This window comes from Bacteroides sp. HMSC067B03 (assembly GCF_001811315.1).
Lineage (GTDB): Bacteria > Bacteroidota > Bacteroidia > Bacteroidales > Bacteroidaceae > Bacteroides > Bacteroides faecis.
In genome coordinates this window covers 83,049-104,524 of the sequence record NZ_KV804390.1, presented here as the reverse complement: position 1 = coordinate 104,524, position 21,476 = coordinate 83,049, and the positions used below count along the sequence as shown (strand labels likewise).

The following is a 21,476-nucleotide window of genomic DNA, read 5'->3' as shown; positions in this document are numbered from 1 at the left end:
ACCTTATATTTGCTCTTTTTATCTTTTGGATAGCTAATTTTTGTCCCCAGTTTGTCCCCGAAGCATTTCATAAAAACATAATATATTAAATATCAATTTATTACAAGTCAAAAATGATACAAAACATTTTCTGCGTGGGCAAGTAATCACAAACAAATTATTATCAATATATTACGCAATAAAATACCACAAATTATTGGCTATAATTAAGTTAGAGTATATTCTCTTGCTTTCTTTTATTTGCCGTATTTTCTGTGCATTTGCATATGCTTCCTCAAGTTTTGTCCCCCGTTTGTACTCGACCAGTCAGACTGGGGACAAATTATTGTCCCTCATGACTATTTTGGTGTAATAAGCAATCAAAACCTTGTATTTACCATTAAGGTATAGCAGTAACGATACCGATACAATATACGCACTCACATATTATACTATTGATATATAGCCAAATATGATATATTATATTGTAGCAAAAGTTACAACAAACGGTATTTCATCAACAATATCCCACAAGTATTTTATGATTATTTCTGTATCAAAATTTCCAAGCACTAGGACGAAAGCAAGATTCAACAATAGAGTTCATCATGATACTATCCACATTTACATAACACGAGTAGTGTGAAATATTTTATAACACCACAGAAGTGTTTATTACTCAATTGATTATAGAGACAATTTAATACCTATTTTGTCGCAAAAAAGATGTTTTTTTGCGACAAAATCAATCTATATGAAACTGAAACAATGACTGAATTTACAGTGCGATATATAAAGTCGACATAAAAACATATTTATTTCCGACTTTATATTGTAATGTCCGCAAAATAGCGTTTTTAAGCTTCCACATCATCACATATCGACCAGTTGAAGTATCTGTCGTTTTTCAAATTCATCCAGTAGTCAACACCTTGACTTTTAACTCCGAGTTTATGGAGTTTCTCTGCCATAAGAATTGATAACTCTGCACATAAAATCACATTCTGCTCAAGATCTCTAAATTCATCCAACGTGAGTTTATCTATCAAAAGTCGAAGTTGTGGTAGCAGTTCTAGATCTTCCATTGTATTCAGATAGTAACGCACATAATACTGCATATAGTCCAAAACCCTTCTATAAGAATATCTATTTCTGCAAAGAAGTCTTGTTACCAGCACATTAATATAAGCAATATTACAATAAATCCCCTCTTTCTTTACTTTTGCTGCAAGATCCTCTAGACAAGCTTCCACTTCACTGTTAATATCAGAAAATATAGATTTATCTAACTCCATATAGTCAGTTAGCAATTTATACTTCTCTTCAAGTGAGTTATACAATATATCAAGTCCTTCTTTATCTGAGAGTTCTCGCCGATGTAGATCAATGAATTTCATCATCTCATACACCAAATCCTCGTAACGCATTATTCTCTCAAAACCATCACCTTTGATACGCTTTAATAAAGTCTTTGCACTTGCCTCTAATTTGTCATACACAGTATGTACTTCTTCTACAGTCCACTCCAATGTGTCATCAAGGTCTACAATTGGGATATAGCCAGCTCGTACAAATGATCCATCCTTCCTTATTCCATTTTCCCATAATAACCCAGAATCTAACAAAGCATTTTTTACTATTGCCAAGGTTTTCTTGTCTGACTTGGCATAATAAACCAATCCGTTTACAGAGGAAGTTTTTATGCCTAAATACGAAATCAATGCAGGGATTTTCTTGGCAATATCTTTGTATTGTGACTTGTTGATTACTCTATAAAGATTCCCAAGTAAGATAAAATCATTGCCATTGTCCATCTTGCTGATATACTCTGTCAGTACCGGCTTTATTGCAGTTGAAACTTTCCTGCTATGCTTAGTCCGCAAATGATAGAACAAATCCTGGACTATATGATACTTACCGTTTGTCTTGACTACTTCAAGGCAATCATTGATTACTATCGCGACCAAATCTTCATTCATTGTGCATGACAGACCTACGCATATAAGTTTATAAACGGCATCGGACTCACGTATTTCATCGAATTGAGGCAAAAAGTCTTCTTTCCATAGTTTCAGAATGAATGCGTCCCAATGCGAAGAAGGCACTGCCTTGATTATCTCACTGAGAAGATGGCAGATGTTGTGAAAAGTCCAATATGACAATGGGGGTTCCTTATTAGTTATCAGCTTAAACATCCTTGCTACAAATTCCGGTAATTGGGCATGGAGCACCCCACTATAAGCAAAATCCTGTCCTATTCGTCTTAGAGTATTCGAATCATTAATTGTCGAACTATAGAAGAGAACCGGATAGGGATATTTCTCGAACAGTGCATGGACAACCTTATACCACTGTACTGTTGAGACAATACTCCACATATTTATTTGTGGCATTAACGGAGTTTCCAACATAAAATTCAGACACCTCACAGCATCCTCCACTCTGATTTTCTTATCTTCATCAGCCTCATTCCCATAAGTATAGATTCTCTCTTTGGGTTGAATCAGACTTCCAAAGTACCAATCTCTAAGTGAAAATATACTATGTTGAGCCAAGTCGGTAAACTCATCCACCGAATATGTTCCCCGTATGCTTCCCGACAAAATATTAGCCAGTTGTGTAGCCCTGAACCGTTCTATAGACGGATGTATCTTATCCAATAAAGATTGCGACAGAATCCCGTCGATAGCCTTTCCGTCCACCAGACTAAGAAGCATAAGTTTCTTCATGATAAAGTCTTCCGACGGGTGCCAAGCTTTTAACGCCCCGTTTAGCTGGCCAAATTCAAATGTGAAAGCGAGCCTTACACAACGTTCATAGACAGCCATGTCAGAGTCTCCTTCTACCGGAGCAAGTGGAGAGACAAGCGTGAGGTGGCGATTCTTCAGCCTCTTCACACGCTCCTGTTCCGCATCATTTTGCAGCACCTTTTCAATCTTATCAATAAGGTCAAGCTCTTCGTTCTCATAATCCTCCTGCATCTGTTCCAAAGCCATCAACGCCATTTGGGCTTCAAGTTCGCCTATTTCTTGCCTTCGAACCATCGCATCAATGAAATGAGACTGATAGTGAGTTCCCCGCACAAGCCTCAGATAAGCATCGTAGCGTATCAACCGATTGGCAGCACTCTCGTCAATATCAACATCGAGCATATGTTTGCCCGTGAGTGTATAAGCTTTTGCCCAAAGACTGAAAGTATCGTGAAGGATATGCTGTTCGTTCTGCTTTTCCACACCGGGCAATTCATCTTTTTCTTCCTTTTCCGCTTCCTCGCTCTTCGTTATAAGCCGTTGCTGCTCATTGATCTGTTCTTTTATAGCTTCATCTACGCAGTCTTCATGCCAAGAGCGGCTGTCTTCATCAGCAGCTTTCAGATAATCAAAGAACGCCTTAAACAGTTTACTTCCACGTTCTGGGTCATCATTACCAGAAACCTCCGCTCCTATCAATTCCATTACTTTGCCTTCCGTCAGCAGAATTCTGTATATACGGTGATTCTCAAAATACTGGCGTGTGGCGTCGTCCTGTTCGTCACCTCTCGCATCAATAAAAAACACTTTAATATCTTTTGCCTGCGGATAATCCTGAGTATTATTTTGAGAATTCATCTCAATGATTTCACGCACCCAATTTATCCAGGCAATAAAGTTGGCATCCTTACCGGAGAAACCGACAATACACAAGCAATCCTTCAACAGCGAGATTCTCATCAGTTGCATAAAAGCCTCGTGCTTGGCTGGATAATCGTCATAATCTTCTTGGGTAATGATATATTTCCTGTGCTTGTCACAGTCAAAGCCGTTCGACTCATGCTCGAAGTCTATGCTGCCATGAAGTTTGACTATCATCTCACGCATGTTGCGAAGCGACAAATCGGCAGCACGATTGCTTGCATTAAACTTTTGCATCCCATTCATCATGGCCACGTGCTCCAACAGATTATCATAGTTTGTCGTAAAAATGGCATTCCAATTAATCTTGAGCATAGAGGCCAGAAAATTCGTACTTACGCCGAGCGACATCGACTTGCCAAACAGGGTTGCAGTATTATCGTTGCTAAGTTGCGGCGTATGCGATTCGATATAAGCCTCTACTGACTCTCTCAGCCCCGTCCTTTTCTCAAACTGGGCTGGAATCCGAAGTACGCCTTCGCGCTCAATAATGTTCCTGATAATGTTTTCAATCTCTTTCTCTGAGTTTTCTCCGCCTTTTTCTATCGTATAATGACAGTAGAACTGCTTATCCTGCTCCACCTTAACACCTTTCGCTTTCAATTCGTCGGCATAAAGGAAAGCCACCATATCTTTTATCAAGCCATACCAGTCTTGATAAAGCTTGCATGCACAACACGATGCGCCACTCCCTACCAAAAGGCTCATCCTGCCATTTTCGATATGCGTCTTCATCGCTTTTATAGCATCAACGACATCTATATCTTTAAATTTACCCATTCCTGAATATCTGTTTATAAATATATTCTTTTATTGTGTCACAAACACTCTCCAGCTGCCTTCCTTCTCTCCGCGTTCTACATATTTTTTGGAAATCAGCTGATCCAACAATTTCTGTATAGCAGTCACACTGATGCCTGTTTCTTCTTTCATGTCCGAGAGCGTCAAAGTCGGTTGTGTCCGCATAGCGTTCAGTATCTTCGTATAATTAGGTGTTCGGAATGCAATCCGTTCTCCATCATACCACCACACATTTTCATTCCTTTCGCTCAAAAACAACACATCATTATAGACCTCTGTAGCCACTAAATCATTGAAATACTTCAAAAAAGGACGAATATCCTTGATATTTGCATGAGCACCATCACTGGGAACAGGCCCTACTTCAAGATCCGCCTGATGCAAAGCTTCCAGATACTCACTTTTTTTACGGCTACGAACTACAATCATTGGATAATCATGGCGGGTTAAAATGAAATTTACCATCAATCGGGCGATACGACCATTCCCATCCTCAAAAGGATGAATACGTATATAGCGGTAGTGGAACAGGGCAGCCAACTCCACCGGTGAGAGTTTTCCCTCTTGTTCTGCCGCATTATACCAGTCAACCAAGTCCCCCATCAGTCCCGGTGTTTCTTCCGGTGAGGCATATTCAAATCGGTCTCCATATCGTGTAATGACACTGTTAGGTCGAGTCTTATACTGTCCGGCATGAATCACATAACTTGTTTGTATTCCACCGGGTAAATTACGGTACACAGTGTAATCCTCTCGCAATAGAGTCTTATGCAATGTCCAGATAAAATTCTGCGTCAGTGGCATTCCTTTCATGGCTGCCTCTTCTCTCATCATCCGTAATCCAACATTACTGGCTGTCATTTCTTGTACATCACGCACATCTGCTTCTCCAATCACCTTACCGAAAAGCAGCAGGATTTCTGTCTGTCCATAAGTCAATGTATTACCTTCGATATGATTACTGTTGTAGTTGAAGTCCACGGTAAAACGGCGACTAAGCCTTTCCCTATCCTTCTCCGACAACGGTTGCAAATTCTGCCATGCGGCTAATGCTTTCTTTATATTAAGATACTTCATACGGATTTATATTTATCACTTGACAATGCAAATGTATAAAAAATCGCCGAAATGGTTATAATGATACAACCATTTTTCCGATTTACTTCACAAAATATCTACTTATAAATCCCTGAATAAATATGCTGTCCAAAAGAAAATAGAGTTTTATCACAAATGCTCGCTACTTTAAGGCTGTAAACAGTTTAGTTTAGAACTTGAAGAGATATACAATAAACAAACTAAACCTATTTTTCGTACCGCTATTGAAGTTTCCGCAGAATACATAGAAGCAACAACCATGTATCACTCACAAGGCAGAGTATGACACAATGAAAAGATATTATGTATTTGCTTTTATTTTCTTTTGGACAGCATATTTTTGTCCCCCGTTTGTCCCTTAAAGGTATTTTAATACATAAACACATATTGATTACCAGTATATTACACACTCAAAACACATATTGCGGCGGCAAGTGATGTCGCATTATTAACCGTAACTATTTAGAACCAATCATAACGAAGTCGCTGATTTTCAGCGATTTTTTTTTACCATTAGTCCAGCTAAGTCCAGTTGGATGCAGTTATTCACCATATTTTTCTACCGTATTTCTACCGCGGAACAAGTACACAATTAACCGCAATGTCACACTGACGTATTAGTTTACGTGGGTTGACAATGGTTTACGTGGGTTGACAAAAAGGGAAATTAAACAACGTATGTTTTACTCAAATATGGAGAAAAAAGAAAATGGAAGTAAAAAGAATTTGTCAATGGTGTGGTAAGCCTTTTATCGCTCAAAAAACCACCACCAATTATTGTGGTCCACAGTGCTCCAAACGTGGATACAAACATCGCATGAAAGAGCGAAGAATGGAGCTGAAAGAGAACCAGCAATTGCAGGAAGTAAAAACCAAGCTTGAAAATCAAGAGTACTTCACCTTTGCAAAGGTTGCTCAGTTGATGGGTGTCACTCGTCAATACATTTATAAACTGGTCAAGGAGGATAAGCTTCGTGCATCACGCATCAGTACCAGAATGTCTATAATACGCCGTTCCGATTTAGAGCTGATGCTGAAATCCAAACCTTATGAACGTGTCATGCAAAAAGACGATTATGATGTTGCTGACTACTACACCGCTGAGCAGATTGCTGAAAAATACAAAGTCAAGCCGAAATGGGTCTGGACCTACACCAGAGAAAACAACATTCCCAAGGTGAAAATCCGTCAGTTCAATTACTACAGCAAAAAGCACATTGATGCTGCCTTTGCCAAGTACAAGACAGATGAAGCATTGAGTGAGTGGTATACTCCAGAGGAAATTGAAAAGAAGTATGGAATGACTCGCGTTGCAATCCGTTCCCAGGTTTATCGTAATAACATCCCATCAAAGAAAGAGAATGGTAAGGTCTACTATTCCAAGGTTCACTTCGACCTCTCGAAAACATCTGAGCAGGAAAGCACTGCCGAATACTACACTGTACAGGAGGCCATGCAGAAATGCAACCTTTCCCGTGACTCTGTATATGGTGTTCTGCAATTTCATGAAATCAAACGAGAGAAGAAAGGTCGGTTTGTGAGGTTCCTGAAAGTGGACTTTGACCATGTTATGGGTGCAAGAAAATAGACCATCCGCAACAAATTGAATATAAATGGAAAATTAATCTATGCTGAAAGAAATCTGCATATCTCCATTATTCACATTTGCATCAGTTATTCATTTATTAATTTCTAAAAAAGTACAACTATGGATTGCAAGACAATTACATTGAGAACAAGAGTTCTAAAACATGGCATGTTGGGTTTCTATCTGGATTTCTATCCTGGTTATCGTGACAGAGAAACTATGAAGGTGTATCGCCACAAAAGTATCGATATTCAGATATACGCTGAGCCAAAGAACCAACGAGAGAAAAATTTCAATGCACAGATGACCGAGAAAGCCGAAGCTATCCGCTGTCGCATCTATGCATCAGTAGTTAATGACAAGTATGACTTCTTTGACAAGGACAGATTCAAAGGTGATTTCCTGGCATACTACAAAAAGCAGCTCTCCAAGCATGATCCGAAATGGGAGTTCGTGTATCTCCACTTCTGCAACTACGTGAAAGGTAAGTGTACATTTGAGGACATCACCCTTGAGCTATGTAATGGTTTCAGGGAATATCTTCTCAAAGCCAAGCAGTTAAGGCGCAAAGCAAAGGTATCAAAGAACTCAGCTTCAGGATACTGGTCAACTTTCCGTGGCTTCCTTAAGATATTATATCGCAATAAGCTGATTAAGGAGAATCTCAATGACTTCCTTGATAAAATTGAGACCGACGATGTAATTAAGGACTACCTCTCTGTTGAAGAACTGTATGCCCTGGCGGAGACTCCATGTGAAATTCCTGTGCTTAAAACGGCATCGCTATTCTCCTGTCTGACCAGTCTGAGACGAAGCGACATCATAGCACTCAGATGGGAAGATATTGTTGACTACTCTGCTGGTGGTAAGTGTGTACACATCATCACTCAGAAGAACAAGTCGGAAGATATTATTCCTATTGGCGAGGAAGCACTGGAGCTGATTGGATATGATCCGGAGAAAAGAGGTGTTGTGTTCAAAGGATTAAAGGTAAGCTGGACTCAGTTTCCTATGAAGAAATGGATCAGTTCGGCTGGCATCAGAAAGAACATAACCTTCCACTCATATCGTAGAACATTTGCGACGCTTCAAGCAGCTGCAGGTACAGACCCTAATACTATCCGCAGTATGATGGCCCACAAATCCATTACCACAACACAGAGATATGTGAAAGTGGTGGACAAAAACAAACTTGAAGCCAACAGTAAAATCACGCTGAGAAGACCTGCGAAGAAAGCGAAATAAACTCGCCTGAAATACCCCATTTACCCTCCAAAGTATGATTATTTGAAACAAATCATACTCTGGAGGATTTTTTCATCATATTTTGAACGAATTACCGCAACTAATTGCAACGTATTGGAATAGAGGATATAATTTTGAGATGAAGTTAAATTTAAAACAGCTCATAATATGAATTATTCTACTCAAATTCCAATGCGAAAGTTGTGTTTCATACTTTCTCTTTTGTCTGTTGCTTTTACCATTGTCAGCAGTTATCTGTTCATGAAACATCAGATTAATGTGATGCAGTATTCCACACCTGTTATATTGGTAACAGTTCTGGCTATCATCACTTGTGGCGTACTGAACAAAGTTTTCAAAAAGTTGCTGTCTGAGTTTGGATTTAAGAGCACACCCATCACTCAGGAGCCAGCTACCATCATTGTTCCTATTGAGGAAGCACCTGTTGAAGATCATCAGCCCGAAGATACAATCCAGGAGGAGAAAGAGCCTGTAACCCCACCTATCAACATTACCATCAATCTTGAAAACAGTGGTAGTGTGCAACCTGCAACTGCAAAGAGTAACATTCTAGATAGCTACGAAGAGGCCATGGAAATCAACGAACGTAAAAGCAGAGAGAGACGCATCGAGATTATGAATGCAGTACGAGAGTACACGATAGAAGTTATGCCTGAATTCCTGAGTAAGGAGGATCTGGCTACCCTGCTTGAGAATATCAATTACATGTCTTGTGGCGATACAGATAAGTACGTTCCATTGCGCTCTAAGATTGATAACCCTCTAAAATCACCAGACTTGCGCCATTTTGCTTGGAATATCGGGCACAGATTAAATATTCCCATGAGAGACAGAGCACTTTTTATAAAATCAGTATTCCCATTCGAGCTAAGAGAAGCTACCATAGAGTATCTGGAAAAGAATCTTCGTGACTCTGTTCCATCAAAAATCAAGATTGATGTACCTAAAAAAGGTGATTATCGCTTCAAATGCATGATGAAAGAGGCAGCATAATGCACCAACTGAGATTATTTTGATCTATTCGGATAATTAGTTCCTGCTGACGAAAATCTGCAAAATTCCATTGTATTGGTTTGCAGCATGTTTAACTAAATTATAGTTTAAATTATGTTGCATAAAGAATTAACATTTAATGATTTGCCAACCGTGGTAAATCAATTGTGCGAGAAGATCGCAAGTCTGGAATCTATGATGGAGAAGCATTTTGCAACTCCCGTCCAAAAGAAAGAGAACACGCACGTACCTATGAGTAGAGAGGAAGTGTGTGCCTATCTGGGTGGTATCACAAAATCATCATTCTATCACAAGGTCAAGTTCGGAAAACTCCCGGTAGTCAAGCAGGGCAAACGTCTCCTAGTCTATCGTGACGAGCTTGATAAGTGGCTGGAGGCTGGAAGAAAAAGTGATCCTCTCAAGAGTATTGAAGAGGAACACGATGCTATGCGTGCATCCATTCGCCGTAGACCTGAACCTTTAAATTTTTAGGCTATGGAGAAGAGAGCGATATTAACGCCTGAAGAGCTGCAGGCTTACATGGATGAATCTACCATCAGCCTTTCACAAACCTACATCAAGGCACCAGAAGTGCTGAAAGTTGGTGACTCTGTTTTGGGTACATTAGGAAACTTCAGTGTATCCATCGGTAAGGCCAAGAGTAAAAAGACCTTCAACGTATCAGCGATGATTGCAGCTGCTCTGTCTAACGGATCTGTGCTCCACTATCGGGCACAGTTTCCTGAGGACAAGCGTTTCATCCTTTACTTCGATACTGAGCAAGGACAGATACATTGTCAGAAGGTGTTGAAGCGTATAACCAAGTTGCTCAATCTTCCTGAGGATGCCGATCCCGATAACCTGCTGATGGTCGCACTTCGCAAGTATGATCCGAACACACGTGTGGCAATTATCGAAGCCTTGATTGGCACAATGCCCAATGTAGGACTGGTGGTCATTGACGGAGTTAGAGACCTTCTTTATGACATCAACAATCCTCATGAGGCAACAGCCATCTCATCCCTGCTGATGCGTCTTACTTTTGACAAGCAGATACACATTCACACCATCCTTCACCAGAACAAGGGTGATGAGAACGCTCGTGGTCATATCGGAACAGAGCTCAATAACAAAGCGGAATCTGTCATTAAGGTGGAAGTTGATAAAGATGATAAATCCATCAGCGTGGTCGAATCGGTACTCAGCCGAGACAGAGACTTTGAACCATTTGCCTTTTGTATCAATGAGGACATTCTTCCAGAACTTGTAGAGGACTATTCGCCAACAGAGAAAGGTCCAGGCAGACCGAAGAAACCACCATTCGACCCATACTTTGACATTAGCGAGAGTGTACACCGAAGTGCGTTGGAGGTGGCATTCAAAGATGGGAGTATTGGCAAGTACCAGGATCTGCGTGATAAGTTGCAAGAGGGATATGAAAGCCAGGGTATAAAGATGAATCACAATAAAGCAGTTGCCTTGGCTAAGTTTCTACGCAACAAACGGATGATACTTCAGGATGGTAGGCAAAACATCTATAATCCTGACTTTGTTTACTAACATCAACTTTACTTTATTCAAGGGGCATATATACAGGCAATAAAGCGTAGTTACCTGATTATGAGTAATAATATAGCAGTCTTGTGTAATCCCTATCCAATTAAAATTACAATTATTAATCAAAGTTGTAGAAGCACGATAGCAGGGTCTAGCAGAAATCTGCTAGCAAGATATGCCAAGGTATAACCTCAATTAATTGAGATTACCCCATTGACGCTCTTGCCTGCTCAATGCTTCACAGGTGCAGTGCTCGCAAGCTTGCACATAAATATGTATTCACAATGAAAAAGAAAATATCCAAGAAATTACTCTCCCCAGCTGACAAAAGAGAGACCTTCATCGGTGCTAAAGTAACGGCCCAACAGAAAGAACAAATTAAAGAACTAGCCAAGGACAAGGGTATGACTGTAAGCGATTACCTGCTTGCCCGTGCTCTCAATTACGAACCTAAGTCCAGACTTGGAGAGGTGGAAATATCGGCACTTCAGAATCTGAATATGCTCAGAGTGGATATCCTGCGTTGTACATCCGCACTTGAAGGTGCCAGTCTGTCGAAGCGTATGGCTATATTCAACGACGTAGCTTTTATGAATAACTGGATTGACAAGGTGACCACTATGGTTGATCGTCTGAATCTCATACTTGACCAGGCCAAGGCACCTAATGTTGTTCCGTCTAACCCTAAACCTCAGGAGTCATGATAGCCATAGCAAAAGCAGTTTCATACGGAGTCAATGATCTCCGATACATCACTGGTGAGTCCAATAAAAAGAAACACCCGGAGAAGATTTTCAGAATGCACGACAACCTCTTGCCATCCAAGATGGACGCATACGGAATATGGAGTGCTATGCAGCTTCACCTGGGGCAATACCGAAAACTCAAGAACTCCGTTATCACCATTCGTATCAGTCCCTCTCGTGAGAATACGAAACATTTCAATGAAGATGATTGGCTAAAGCTATGGCAGGACTTTGTCACAGAGTTTGACAAGCCAAGGATGACAGACAAGAATGGAAAGGGTGTCTCTGTACAAACGAACATCGCAAATAGTATCCACACAGTCTGGCTACATCACGACGCTGAGGGTGGAGTCTATCATCTGCACGCTGACGTCTGTCGCAGGGACATAAACGGCAAAACGAACGATGATTCCATGATTCATGAACGTGCACAGAAGGCTGCTGAACGAGTGGTTATCAGCCGTGGCTGGGTTACGGCTGCTGAGATTCACAATATAAACAAGCGTCAAGTTAGTAGTGACTGCTACTCTGTCTTGAAAGCCATGTCAAAATGGTCGTGGGAGGATTATAAAATCGGTATCACTCAGAAGGGCTACAAGGTAAACGAACTCAGAGATGAGAATGATATACTAAGAGGCTATTCTATTATGAAAGGTCATACCAAGTATAAAGCTTCTGATATTGGTGTCGGTCGTAACTTGACAGCAGGAAAACTGGGTCGCACCTGGAGCAGGCTCCATCCCGAAATAGAATACTCCATTCGGGAAACTCCCCAAAGTGCAAAAGTGCAAAGTGCAACAGCAAATCATTCACCAGAGCAACCTGAGAAAGTCGCTGAATATACTCAACGCAAACCAGGCTTTTATGCTTACGAGCTTACCCATAATGGTACTGACCACCGCTTTTATATTCCGGAGAAAGTGCTTGATCTGTTCAATGACGAGTTCGATTACAGGTCTGTAGCAAACTGGCAGGAGCTGACACATATGGCCGTGGCAATCTTTGTCGGGCTCATTGGTGGTGACGAAGTAGCTGTGACTGGTGGAGGTGGTGGCACGCAAAGCGACCTTAATTGGAGAGATAAGAATGAGGATGACTTTAATTGGGCACGTCGATGCGCTCGTATGGCTGGTCGCAAGTTAGGCATCCAGAGTAAAAACGGATTAAAACGATAAGATTATGGGAAAGAGAGTAAATTTATCAAAGATTGAAAAGCCGGTGAAAGATGATAACAATTCTGATGGCACAGTTACGCTTACTGGAGAAGAGTTGAGAATATTTTTAAATGTGTTGCATAAAATCGACGACAATCTCATGGGACTCGCGACTTTGAATCATAATGTTATAGTTGCAAAAGAACAAGTTAGAACTTACACTGATGGAATGTAAGCAATCAGTAAACCCCGTCTTGCGGGAACTTTAAAGATATGGAGATGTGTCTTAAAAATTTGGACTATTCTCTGAAAAAGTCCCAGTTTCTAAGAGACATCTCTTATTTTTTAGAAGATTCTTAAATGACAGCTTGGTCTTTTAGCGCGTGCGGTAGCAGCTCTGCCAAGTCCTTTGAGTAATTGTTGTCGTACTCATGAACATGATTAAGAAAGTAGCTCATCCATTCCTTGAAGTCTACACCAACCGCTTTGCAACATCCCATCAGAGAGTAAATTACAGCGGCATCTTCGGCCGCTTCGTGATTGCCACAGAAGAGATAGTTCTTTCTTTCCAAAGCTACGGGACGGACGCTATTTTCAATGAGATTATTATCGGGCAAATATCGACCATCCATGGTATAGCGCACCAGCTGACGTGAGTAATTCAAGAAGTAGCCGATAGCTTTACCGATTGGGCTCTTGGGAAGTACCTTACTCTGCTCACATATACACCACTTTTCAAAAGCGCGGATAATGGGATAAGCAAGTCGCTTACGTAACTCCATGCGTTGGATGGTATCCATATTTTGATCATTTGCCATTCGCTCCACATCATAGAGCATACCGATTTGGGCTAAAGCATATTCAGCTCTAGCCTTATCGTGGGTTAATGCCCTGTCAAAATAGCGTCTGGCATGACTCCAGCAACATAAGGTGGTTATACCTTTGAACTTTTCCAAGATACTATAGCCGGCATAGCCGTCTGTCTGTATGGCTCCTTGGTAATCTTTAAAGAGTTGTATAACTACTTTTTGGCCTCTCGAGCCTTCATTATAGGAGAAGAAGACCATATTGTTTACCACACTCCGGACCAACCATAAGTATCCTTTTACTGTTTGATGCTTCTCATTATTTATAATCGGAACCGTCGTTTCATCAGACTGAACGTAATCAGTGGCTAAGACCAGTTCTCTTAATCGATAATAAGTGGGACGCATTAAATCTGCCACATCATGGAACCAGGATTCGATAGTTGATGGTGGTATGCTAAAGCCTAAGCGCTTATACATCTGTATTTGTCTGTAGAAAGGAAGGTGATCCACATACTTCCCAACCATAAGGTCTGTCAGCAACGAGGCGCTTGCATAACTTTTAGCGATTGGCTCATTCTGCACAGGAGCGGTTTGTATCTCCTTTGTATCTTTGCGCATTCCTTTATGGCGGATGGTCACTCGGATATATAATTCTGCGGGGTTAAACTCTAAATGCTCAGATGTCTCTGTGTCATCAAACAGCACCCATTCATCTTCATGCCCTTTATAACCTTCAGGATAGATATGTTCTTCCACATGTCGAAGTTCCTCTGGTAACTTGTGCCGAACCGGAACTCGTTTTTCATGCTCCTTGACTATTACTTTTTTGTAATCGGTAATTTCTTCAATGGCTTTTCGAGCGGTTTCCTCCTCCTCAGGTGACATCTCAAGCTGTTCAAAGTCAAGCTTGAGTTGATTGGGGTCATCAGGTATGCGTCGTTTCTCTGACATAGCTCCCCACATCTTACGTTCCAGATAGAGTAGCTTTTGTTCCAGTTGAGCAATACGATTATCTTTGGCTTCAATCGTTTTATCTCGTTCTTGAAGAGCTTCTTCTTTTTCTGCCAGTTTAGCCTCGTATGCAGCCTTCATATCCTTTGCGTCGGTCAACTCCTTCAGCTGTTGTTCAGCTTTAGAAGCACGGCGATATTCTGTATCGCGGTCGCGAAGCAATTGGTCGATGAGGGCTTGTCGGCTTGAGTTTTCTGACATCTTTTCGTTCTTTATTTATGGTGCAAAAGTATGAAAAATGCCCATTTTACTAGAATTTTCACTACCAAAAAACTGCAATAAATGCTACTATTTCTTAGGCTCCCAACGACTACATCGCTTAACTTCCGAAGGGGATAATCCTTTTACAATCATTATTAAGTCAGACCAGTCTATCCCTCTTGAAGAAGCAGGGTCATCAGAGTCGATTTCAGGCAGCTTAAAGACTCCACGCTCCAGTTTCATATTATAGATGACTAGTCCACCATATTCTGCATGGAGTATTTTCATTCCTGTCAAATTCTTATTGATAAAGATATAAGCATCACCATCCTGGACATTTTTGCCCATGTGATTGGTTACTATCCCACTCAGAGAGTAGAAGCTCTTGCGCATATCTGTCGGATATGGATACAGCAAAAAACGAGTTGAATCATTCAGACAGAACATAGGCTATTGGCATAAGAGGATTAGTGTGCGTAACATTTCCAACGTCATATCACTCTTTACTTTAAGAGTTACTCCGTTTTGATACACAATCTCACAAGCAACATTATTCTCTGCATTCAATTCCGAAGTGGTGGCAGAACCCATCATGAGCTTTCCATTATGACGGCTCATCTGTATGGGTACAAAACCTTTTTTCTGCGGCAGCATAGAGTCTGTGAGCTTTTTACGCCAATAGTAGAATTTGCTTTCTTCAAATCCGGTATTGCTACAGTAGTCACGGATGGATAGGCCTGTAGACTTCCAATCCTCATGAATCTTCTTGAATTCATCTAAAGTTAAGTTCTTCATATCTTTTACGTTTTATAATTCACACGCAAAGGTATGAAGAACTATTATGGTCTAGGATACGGGGTTTACTGATTGCTTACTTTCTGTTGATGTCTCTGTCGTTGGTTCTGTAGCAGAATCTGTTAATTTATTCGTAGCATCGCTATAGTAATCATTTTCAACTTCAATAGGTTCTTCTTCCTCTGGCTCAACGTTGAAAGTCAAATCCAACGACTTGAGGTAAGCACAGAATTTCTCATCGTATGCAAGCGAAGAGCAATACTTTTCGATACAAGATTCAACGGAATTATTAATGTCTAGCACATCCTCGCAAACATCTGTATCGACAAAGCACCCAACAAGGTTTCTTATGCTGCTACAGAATTTTGTAAATGTACGGTTATGAAGCCAAGAACCCACATAATACAAATGTGAATCATCGTTGTAGATGCGCATTACATCATTATGTATAGTCTTATAGCCAAGGTCTATCTTTTCGCAGACACTAAAGCGATATTTGGAAATCGTTTCGTTATATTTCTCGTATAATTGCTGAAATCTAGCTGGATTTTCTATAGCAGCAAGCACTAAGAGGCGAGGACGAAGTATCGGTACCATTTTTACCGTTTCATCATTTTTACCAATAGGTGTGGCTATAAAATCATCCTTAGTCAGACACTCTATTTGAAGAATCTGGCAGACTTTCTCGAATGACTCCGAACTTGACGGAAAACTGGTAGTTTGCATTACAAACTCATCACCCCAAAAGATATTCCTCTCCTGTTTTGCGTCAGGATGAATAGCAAATAGTTCTGAGATGTGCTTTTTCTGTCCCTTACCGTTTCTCCATGTAGAGGTTGACGTATTTCTGTATTTTGCAACCAGTTCGCTATCGTGTGTGGGAAGCAGCAAGCATCCAATTGATAACCATACGGCGATAGTCAGATTCTTCTTCTCGACGTTCAGTTACCCTTGCAAGATAATAAAGGCAGTCTTCAAAAGACAAAACGGTACAGAAATGAAGTCTCTCAAACAGATCTCTTGCGTCACGATTATCTATACTTTCTACAATTGCCTTACATGGAACCTTTTCTTCCCATTGAGGTGCTTTTGCACGAACAGCATAACTTGCAGTAATACGAGGTGCATACAACAATTCCGGTTTTTGAACAGAGTTCTCTGTTGGTATGCATACAAGATTGTTAAATAGACCTTCCTCAATCCATGTTTCGTATTCTGACAAGCGACGAGAGAAACATTTCGACCAGAAATAGCAAGCAAATGTGCGGTTTGCGAGATATTTCAAGTCCTCTCGCGTCATATTCTGATGCAAGTTTTCCGCCTTGAAATATTGCTTGATGATATCCTTGTTGCCTTCGAAGATGTAAGTGTCAGAAAGATACGGCAATTCAGACACACCATTTGCCTCAAAGTCGCACGTTGGAGAATATGCTGTTCCAAGTGTCAGCTCATGAGCAAACTTGTATGTCGTTTCATTCGACTTGACCAGATACTTTATCTGCTTACGAAGTGTGTCATTTATGTCATACTCACTCTGTATCTTGGTAACTTCACGTACAAACTGAATGTGAGTGCCAGCAACGCTATTCTCATCGGCAGCAAACTTTGCAAGATAATCCATAACCTTTGCGTCAATCCACATTTGCTTTGTGGTAATGAGATTACGATTACCGTACTCTTCAGAGATAGCAAGAAGCAAGTCCTTGTTTGCCTTTAGGATATCGGGATGAACCTCGTTGGCGAGAGTGATGTACTTGAATGGTTCAGATACAGAATCCTCATCCACGTTGACGATTATTACCTGATCAAGAGTCTTATAACCGGCAGATTGAGTACGAACTCTCAACTGCATAATTTGGTGTTTCCTTTCTGCCCATTTGTCCTTCAGGTCTTTAAGGTGCTTGGTCATCATCGCTACAACCGAATCCAAAGACTCAGTTTTAATAGTTGAAAGCTTAGGCAAGATGTCTGAGAAAAGAATATCCTTGTTATCGGACTTAAGATCGAGTTTCCTGAACAATTTCATCCACTCTGCCTTCTCGTTCTCATTGGCGGTTTCGATGTAAGACGAAGACACAAACTGCGCCTCCTTTACATACTTAGTTACCAGCGCCTCAATTTGCTCGTGCTGATATGTGTCAGAAATGTAAAGAGATGCACCATTAATAAGCGCGTTGTTCTTGTCGAGCAACGGAATAGCCTTGAACTTATCAACAGATGCAATTTGCTTCTGGTTTACCTTTACCCATCGCCAGAAATCAACGTTATTGTTTATAACATTAACCGATTGACGCAAGTTTGCGTTCTGAGCAAGAATGTCAGTTGTGGTATTGATGTCAAATTTCACAATCTTGAACAGCTGACGCATATCTTGAGAGAAATCATCGGTATATTTCTGTGAGAGCACAACATACGTCTTTGGACACCATGCTTTCTCGCACAGAGTCTTTGCGTCCTCGTTGTATTCGATATACTGGATATTCAGTTCCCTTGCTCTTACTATGGTTCCGTCATAAGCAAGTAATGGCATATCCTTGATGTCGTTGAAACTCATAGTATCATCAAAGAGCCTGTCTGCGTCTCGCTTCAAGTATTCCAAGAATGTGAGCATAGTTGCCTCGTCAACAAGACTGGCATAGATAACCGCCTTGTTCTTGATTACAACATCTGTGAAAAACGACTTGTCTGTGAAGGTCTTAACGCCAAACTGCTGACGCAAGAACGATTCCATTTTCTTTACCTCTTCCTTCTCACGACCTTCAAAGTAAGCATTTGAGAGAGCATACATCATGCTATCCTGCAACCAAGTATGATTGATATTGTCGGCATAGGTACTGTTCTGAGCATAGGCATCCTGATTGAAGTATCTTACGTCATCGTTGCAAAGATATACCTCATTTATGTGGATGTCAACACAACGCAAGACATAATCCTTGAAACAGTTTTCTTTCAACTGCGCTTCACAAGCGAACACATATTCAACAAATGATTTGTTGGCGGCATAATTGTTTTCTATGGCTGCGTTTACTTTTGCTCGGAAATCGGCATCGCCAACTATGACAGTCGTGACGAACGAGTCCTTGGTAAATTCGTTGAATCCAAGGTTAGTAAATATTGCTGTTATGTTATCTTTCTCGTCATCAGCCAGGCTGTCAAAATAGATATGCGATAGTACGTTGATAACATTCTCGCCCAACCATTTCTCACGTGTTAAGTCATGAGCATCTTTGTTGAAGAAGTAGTGGTAATTGGTATAGTCGGTACTTGCACCGCCATCCTCGGTAATATACGGAACCTTAGTCTTGTTAGCCTTTAAATCAACTTCCTTTACTGCAAGATAATGATAGAATGCAACAGAATTGCTTGGTACGTTAAGCAACGCCATAGCATCCTCGTTGGATAGAATGTAATCTGTAATCATAGAAGCTGCAGAGAAAGACAGGAAATACTTGTCTGCAAATGATTTCCAATTTTCATCTTCCTCAAAATTTGTTCTTGATGACTCACAAAGATGCGGTACAAATCTACGCAAGAATCCTATTCCATTACAATTCGTGTCAAGATCATAGTAGAGACTTCCTGCTGTAAACAAATCGCCTTCGTACTCAATAAATATTTTTTTCTTCGCAAACTCGTTTAGTTCATCCTCACTCAACCAATGTCTTATAAATCGTGTATTGTTTTCGGGTACTGTCAACCATGTCTGGAAATCAGTTTCCTCACATTTCTTTACAACAGCATTAATCTTTACATCAAGGCTCGAAGGAGAATGCTTGTACAAGAAATCCATGAATGCCTCCGATTGTCTTAACTTGTCAACTGGCAAGGAGTAGTCACCCAACTCCATAAGAATTATGAAGTCTTCGTCTGAAATGACTCCGTTCGCTGTCATGCCAGTCATGTCGTTGATAATATTGTCGATGCATTCAAAGGTTTGTTCACCATCCTTATCCACGCATGGAACAAAAGGCTCTTCTTTTATGAGTTTTTCAAATTCTTCCTGGAACTCCTCTATAAACGTCTTATACACGCGCCTCTTCTTGCACTCATCAAAGTCTGGGATAAGTGCAAAGATAGAGTCAATGTCGTATTCTTTACTTTCAATAAGCTGCTTAATCCAATAAAAAAACTGTTTACCTGCAATACGAGCAATAACGTGATTGAGTTCGATATCCTCAATATCATCACGCTGTCCGTTGGGCACCATATCGGTGTTCATTAGGAAATTGAAGCCCCAATCAGCTCGCTTGGCAGGAAGATAGCAATAGAGCATAGCGTCATCAACAGCTTTCAGTTTACTTCCCTCTTTCTTGCATGCGAACTTAACTGCAGTTTTGTGGAAGTTCATGTACTTCTCTGGTATCTTCTCATAACCATCCGAACGAAGAGAGTCTGGATTTTCCAAGACATCGTTTATCTTATCTGTAATGTCCTCAGGAATATCATTTACAAGAGAATCTGATACACACCAGTCTTTATTGTCTTTCTCACGTACAATCGGTTCATTACGACCATCAATAAAGATGCTAACTTTCTTGATGTTCGGGATAAACAATATGACGCGCTCTGAGTCAAATACATCAGTAAACAAATCGATGTAGTTGTCATCTCTGTTTTCATCGGTCAGAATTTCCGTATCTCGTGGTTGGAGAGCGAACTTTACTCTGAACTCTTCGTTAGGATGCTGACGGAATACAGACTTGATTTCATTATCGATCTCACTATGTTCCGTCCAGATTGGCAATATCTGCCATGGTGTATTGATTACATCCGTAGCAGACTTGTCGAACCTGAATGTGTAATTACCAGTATTGAGAAGAACATAGTCGTTGTCAAGGAAAACGGTCTTAAAACCAATACCTTTGTAGCCGATGGCTTCGGTATTGTCAGCCTTCTCGCCATCATTTATATCACAAATAGCTGCAATATTCTTCGGATTGAAATATTCACCTGTATGCTCGAAGGTTAAGTAGTTCTTGGTAATATGGAACTCCACATCAACAGGCAAAGGTTGAATCTTGCTATCAACTTTTGTACGACGAGGATAGTCGTTAGCATTCTGCAACAACTCATAGATGAATACTTCCTTACCGCTTTGTGTAAGCTGCTTTTTGAGAGTATCAAGCGAACGAACAATCTTCTTTGCAGCACCTGCAGGATAACGCATAATGCCCTCATAAAGACTGCTCACAATGTCTTTGGGGTAAACTGGTGTTATTTCCTCATGCAAGTCAATACCAAACTTGAGAGGATCGGTTTCAAGCAATACCCAAGTGAACTTGTAGTATGCATAGCGGTTGAACTCCTTGTTGCTTCTGAATGAGATTGACAGATTCTTTACACCACGTTCCTTATCTTCAATCTTTGTAAAATCAGTATTACGGATATCTGTTATCGTAAACCGACCTTCATTTCTTTGAGGCGCGAACTGACCAATAAACTGATTGTTATCAAGACGCAATCTGCGTTTAATTTTAATGACTTCCTCGTAATCTACGTATTGGGTTGCTGCACGATTGTATTGTGGTCTTCTTTGCTCTTCGTGAGATTTTGGTTTAGCTTTTTCAATTACATACCTTGTGGGTTTTTCTCCCGAGAAATCTGTCCAAATAAAGAACAATTCCGAATCATTCAAGAACTCATTGAACCACTCATAGCCCAAATTCTTGAAATTGATTCGTGATTTCCAAACTTCTCGCTGGAAGTCAAACATGCTCACCCACCCATCACCTTTTTCAGGTAATGAGACTTTGTCCATTGCTTGATAAATGGAACGAAGTTTATCTTTTATTGTTTCGTCTAACATG

15 protein-coding genes are annotated in these 21,476 nt (G+C 40.5%); 8 read left to right on the top strand and 7 right to left on the bottom strand.

Translation table 11 applies throughout. The features are described from left to right. Window positions 1-836: 836 nt before the first annotated feature. Both HMPREF2794_RS16690 and HMPREF2794_RS16685 read right to left on the bottom strand, forming a co-directional pair. Window positions 837-4,430 (bottom strand): SIR2 family protein, encoded by a 3,594-nt coding sequence (locus HMPREF2794_RS16690; protein ID WP_055271355.1) that lies wholly within the window; start codon window positions 4,428-4,430, stop codon window positions 837-839. Window positions 4,431-4,460: 30 nt separating this feature from the next. After that, on the bottom strand, window positions 4,461-5,528 hold the full coding sequence (locus HMPREF2794_RS16685) for a Fic family protein (RefSeq protein WP_055271354.1): 1,068 nt from the start codon (window positions 5,526-5,528) through the stop codon (window positions 4,461-4,463). Between the two features lie 730 nt (window positions 5,529-6,258). Here HMPREF2794_RS16685 and HMPREF2794_RS16680 point away from each other — a divergent pair. The 8 genes from HMPREF2794_RS16680 (at window position 6,259) to HMPREF2794_RS16645 (ending at window position 13,088) form a co-directional block, all read left to right on the top strand. After that, window positions 6,259-7,137, top strand: a complete 879-nt coding sequence (locus HMPREF2794_RS16680) for a helix-turn-helix domain-containing protein (protein WP_055271352.1) — start codon at window positions 6,259-6,261, stop codon at window positions 7,135-7,137. 120 nt (window positions 7,138-7,257) lie between these two features. Then, window positions 7,258-8,382: a tyrosine-type recombinase/integrase gene (locus tag HMPREF2794_RS16675; protein WP_081030953.1), complete on the top strand. Its 1,125-nt coding sequence runs from the start codon at window positions 7,258-7,260 to the stop codon at window positions 8,380-8,382. A 168-nt stretch (window positions 8,383-8,550) separates the two neighbouring features. Further along, window positions 8,551-9,396: a hypothetical protein gene (locus tag HMPREF2794_RS16670; protein ID WP_055271348.1), complete on the top strand. Its 846-nt coding sequence runs from the start codon at window positions 8,551-8,553 to the stop codon at window positions 9,394-9,396. 114 nt (window positions 9,397-9,510) lie between these two features. Beyond that, window positions 9,511-9,888: a helix-turn-helix transcriptional regulator gene (locus HMPREF2794_RS16665; protein ID WP_055271346.1), complete on the top strand. Its 378-nt coding sequence runs from the start codon at window positions 9,511-9,513 to the stop codon at window positions 9,886-9,888. A 3-nt stretch (window positions 9,889-9,891) separates the two neighbouring features. Next, entirely contained in the window at window positions 9,892-10,956 is a 1,065-nt protein-coding gene (locus HMPREF2794_RS16660; protein ID WP_055271344.1) for an AAA family ATPase, read from the top strand. A 281-nt stretch (window positions 10,957-11,237) separates the two neighbouring features. Beyond that, on the top strand, window positions 11,238-11,657 hold the full coding sequence (locus tag HMPREF2794_RS16655; protein ID WP_055271342.1) for a plasmid mobilization protein: 420 nt from the start codon (window positions 11,238-11,240) through the stop codon (window positions 11,655-11,657). Beyond that, window positions 11,654-12,874: a hypothetical protein gene (locus HMPREF2794_RS16650; protein WP_055271340.1), complete on the top strand. Its 1,221-nt coding sequence runs from the start codon at window positions 11,654-11,656 to the stop codon at window positions 12,872-12,874. The genes HMPREF2794_RS16655 and HMPREF2794_RS16650 overlap by 4 nt, the downstream gene beginning before the upstream one ends. Before the next feature lie 4 nt (window positions 12,875-12,878). Beyond that, the gene (locus tag HMPREF2794_RS16645) at window positions 12,879-13,088 is read left to right on the top strand and encodes a hypothetical protein (protein ID WP_055271339.1); all 210 of its coding nucleotides are present in this window, start codon (window positions 12,879-12,881) and stop codon (window positions 13,086-13,088) included. A gap of 121 nt (window positions 13,089-13,209) precedes the next feature. On the opposite strand, the gene HMPREF2794_RS16640 is transcribed toward HMPREF2794_RS16645, so the two are convergent. From HMPREF2794_RS16640 to HMPREF2794_RS16625, 5 genes are all read right to left on the bottom strand, one after another. Next, entirely contained in the window at window positions 13,210-14,874 is a 1,665-nt protein-coding gene (locus HMPREF2794_RS16640) for an IS66 family transposase (RefSeq protein WP_055271337.1), read from the bottom strand. A gap of 87 nt (window positions 14,875-14,961) precedes the next feature. Further along, window positions 14,962-15,321 carry an IS66 family insertion sequence element accessory protein TnpB gene (gene tnpB / locus HMPREF2794_RS16635; protein WP_055271335.1) on the bottom strand — a complete coding sequence of 120 codons (360 nt, stop codon included), beginning with the start codon at window positions 15,319-15,321 and terminating at the stop codon, window positions 14,962-14,964. Window positions 15,322-15,324: 3 nt separating this feature from the next. Next, window positions 15,325-15,669 (bottom strand): IS66 family insertion sequence element accessory protein TnpA, encoded by a 345-nt coding sequence (locus HMPREF2794_RS16630; RefSeq protein WP_055271333.1) that lies wholly within the window; start codon window positions 15,667-15,669, stop codon window positions 15,325-15,327. Window positions 15,670-15,720: 51 nt separating this feature from the next. Continuing rightward, window positions 15,721-16,560 (bottom strand): hypothetical protein, encoded by an 840-nt coding sequence (locus HMPREF2794_RS29600; protein WP_224207290.1) that lies wholly within the window; start codon window positions 16,558-16,560, stop codon window positions 15,721-15,723. Continuing rightward, complete coding sequence (locus HMPREF2794_RS16625; RefSeq protein WP_240052985.1) at window positions 16,538-21,475, bottom strand: sacsin N-terminal ATP-binding-like domain-containing protein; 4,938 nt, start codon at window positions 21,473-21,475, stop codon at window positions 16,538-16,540. The genes HMPREF2794_RS29600 and HMPREF2794_RS16625 overlap by 23 nt, the downstream gene beginning before the upstream one ends. Window position 21,476: the final 1 nt, after the last annotated feature.

What these genes read in the sequence shown, in the direction of transcription:
- HMPREF2794_RS16690 (WP_055271355.1), bottom strand. Translation starts at nt 4,430, where the DNA reads ATGGGTAAATTTAAAGATATAGATGTCGTTGATGCTATAAAAGCGATG.
- HMPREF2794_RS16685 (WP_055271354.1), bottom strand. Translation starts at nt 5,528, where the DNA reads ATGAAGTATCTTAATATAAAGAAAGCATTAGCCGCATGGCAGAATTTG.
- HMPREF2794_RS16680 (WP_055271352.1), top strand. Translation starts at nt 6,259, where the DNA reads ATGGAAGTAAAAAGAATTTGTCAATGGTGTGGTAAGCCTTTTATCGCT.
- HMPREF2794_RS16675 (WP_081030953.1), top strand. Translation starts at nt 7,258, where the DNA reads ATGGATTGCAAGACAATTACATTGAGAACAAGAGTTCTAAAACATGGC.
- HMPREF2794_RS16670 (WP_055271348.1), top strand. Translation starts at nt 8,551, where the DNA reads ATGAATTATTCTACTCAAATTCCAATGCGAAAGTTGTGTTTCATACTT.
- HMPREF2794_RS16665 (WP_055271346.1), top strand. Translation starts at nt 9,511, where the DNA reads ATGTTGCATAAAGAATTAACATTTAATGATTTGCCAACCGTGGTAAAT.
- HMPREF2794_RS16660 (WP_055271344.1), top strand. Translation starts at nt 9,892, where the DNA reads ATGGAGAAGAGAGCGATATTAACGCCTGAAGAGCTGCAGGCTTACATG.
- HMPREF2794_RS16655 (WP_055271342.1), top strand. Translation starts at nt 11,238, where the DNA reads ATGAAAAAGAAAATATCCAAGAAATTACTCTCCCCAGCTGACAAAAGA.
- HMPREF2794_RS16650 (WP_055271340.1), top strand. Translation starts at nt 11,654, where the DNA reads ATGATAGCCATAGCAAAAGCAGTTTCATACGGAGTCAATGATCTCCGA.
- HMPREF2794_RS16645 (WP_055271339.1), top strand. Translation starts at nt 12,879, where the DNA reads ATGGGAAAGAGAGTAAATTTATCAAAGATTGAAAAGCCGGTGAAAGAT.
- HMPREF2794_RS16640 (WP_055271337.1), bottom strand. Translation starts at nt 14,874, where the DNA reads ATGTCAGAAAACTCAAGCCGACAAGCCCTCATCGACCAATTGCTTCGC.
- tnpB (WP_055271335.1), bottom strand. Translation starts at nt 15,321, where the DNA reads ATGTTCTGTCTGAATGATTCAACTCGTTTTTTGCTGTATCCATATCCG.
- HMPREF2794_RS16630 (WP_055271333.1), bottom strand. Translation starts at nt 15,669, where the DNA reads ATGAAGAACTTAACTTTAGATGAATTCAAGAAGATTCATGAGGATTGG.
- HMPREF2794_RS16625 (WP_240052985.1), bottom strand. Translation starts at nt 21,475, where the DNA reads ATGTTAGACGAAACAATAAAAGATAAACTTCGTTCCATTTATCAAGCA.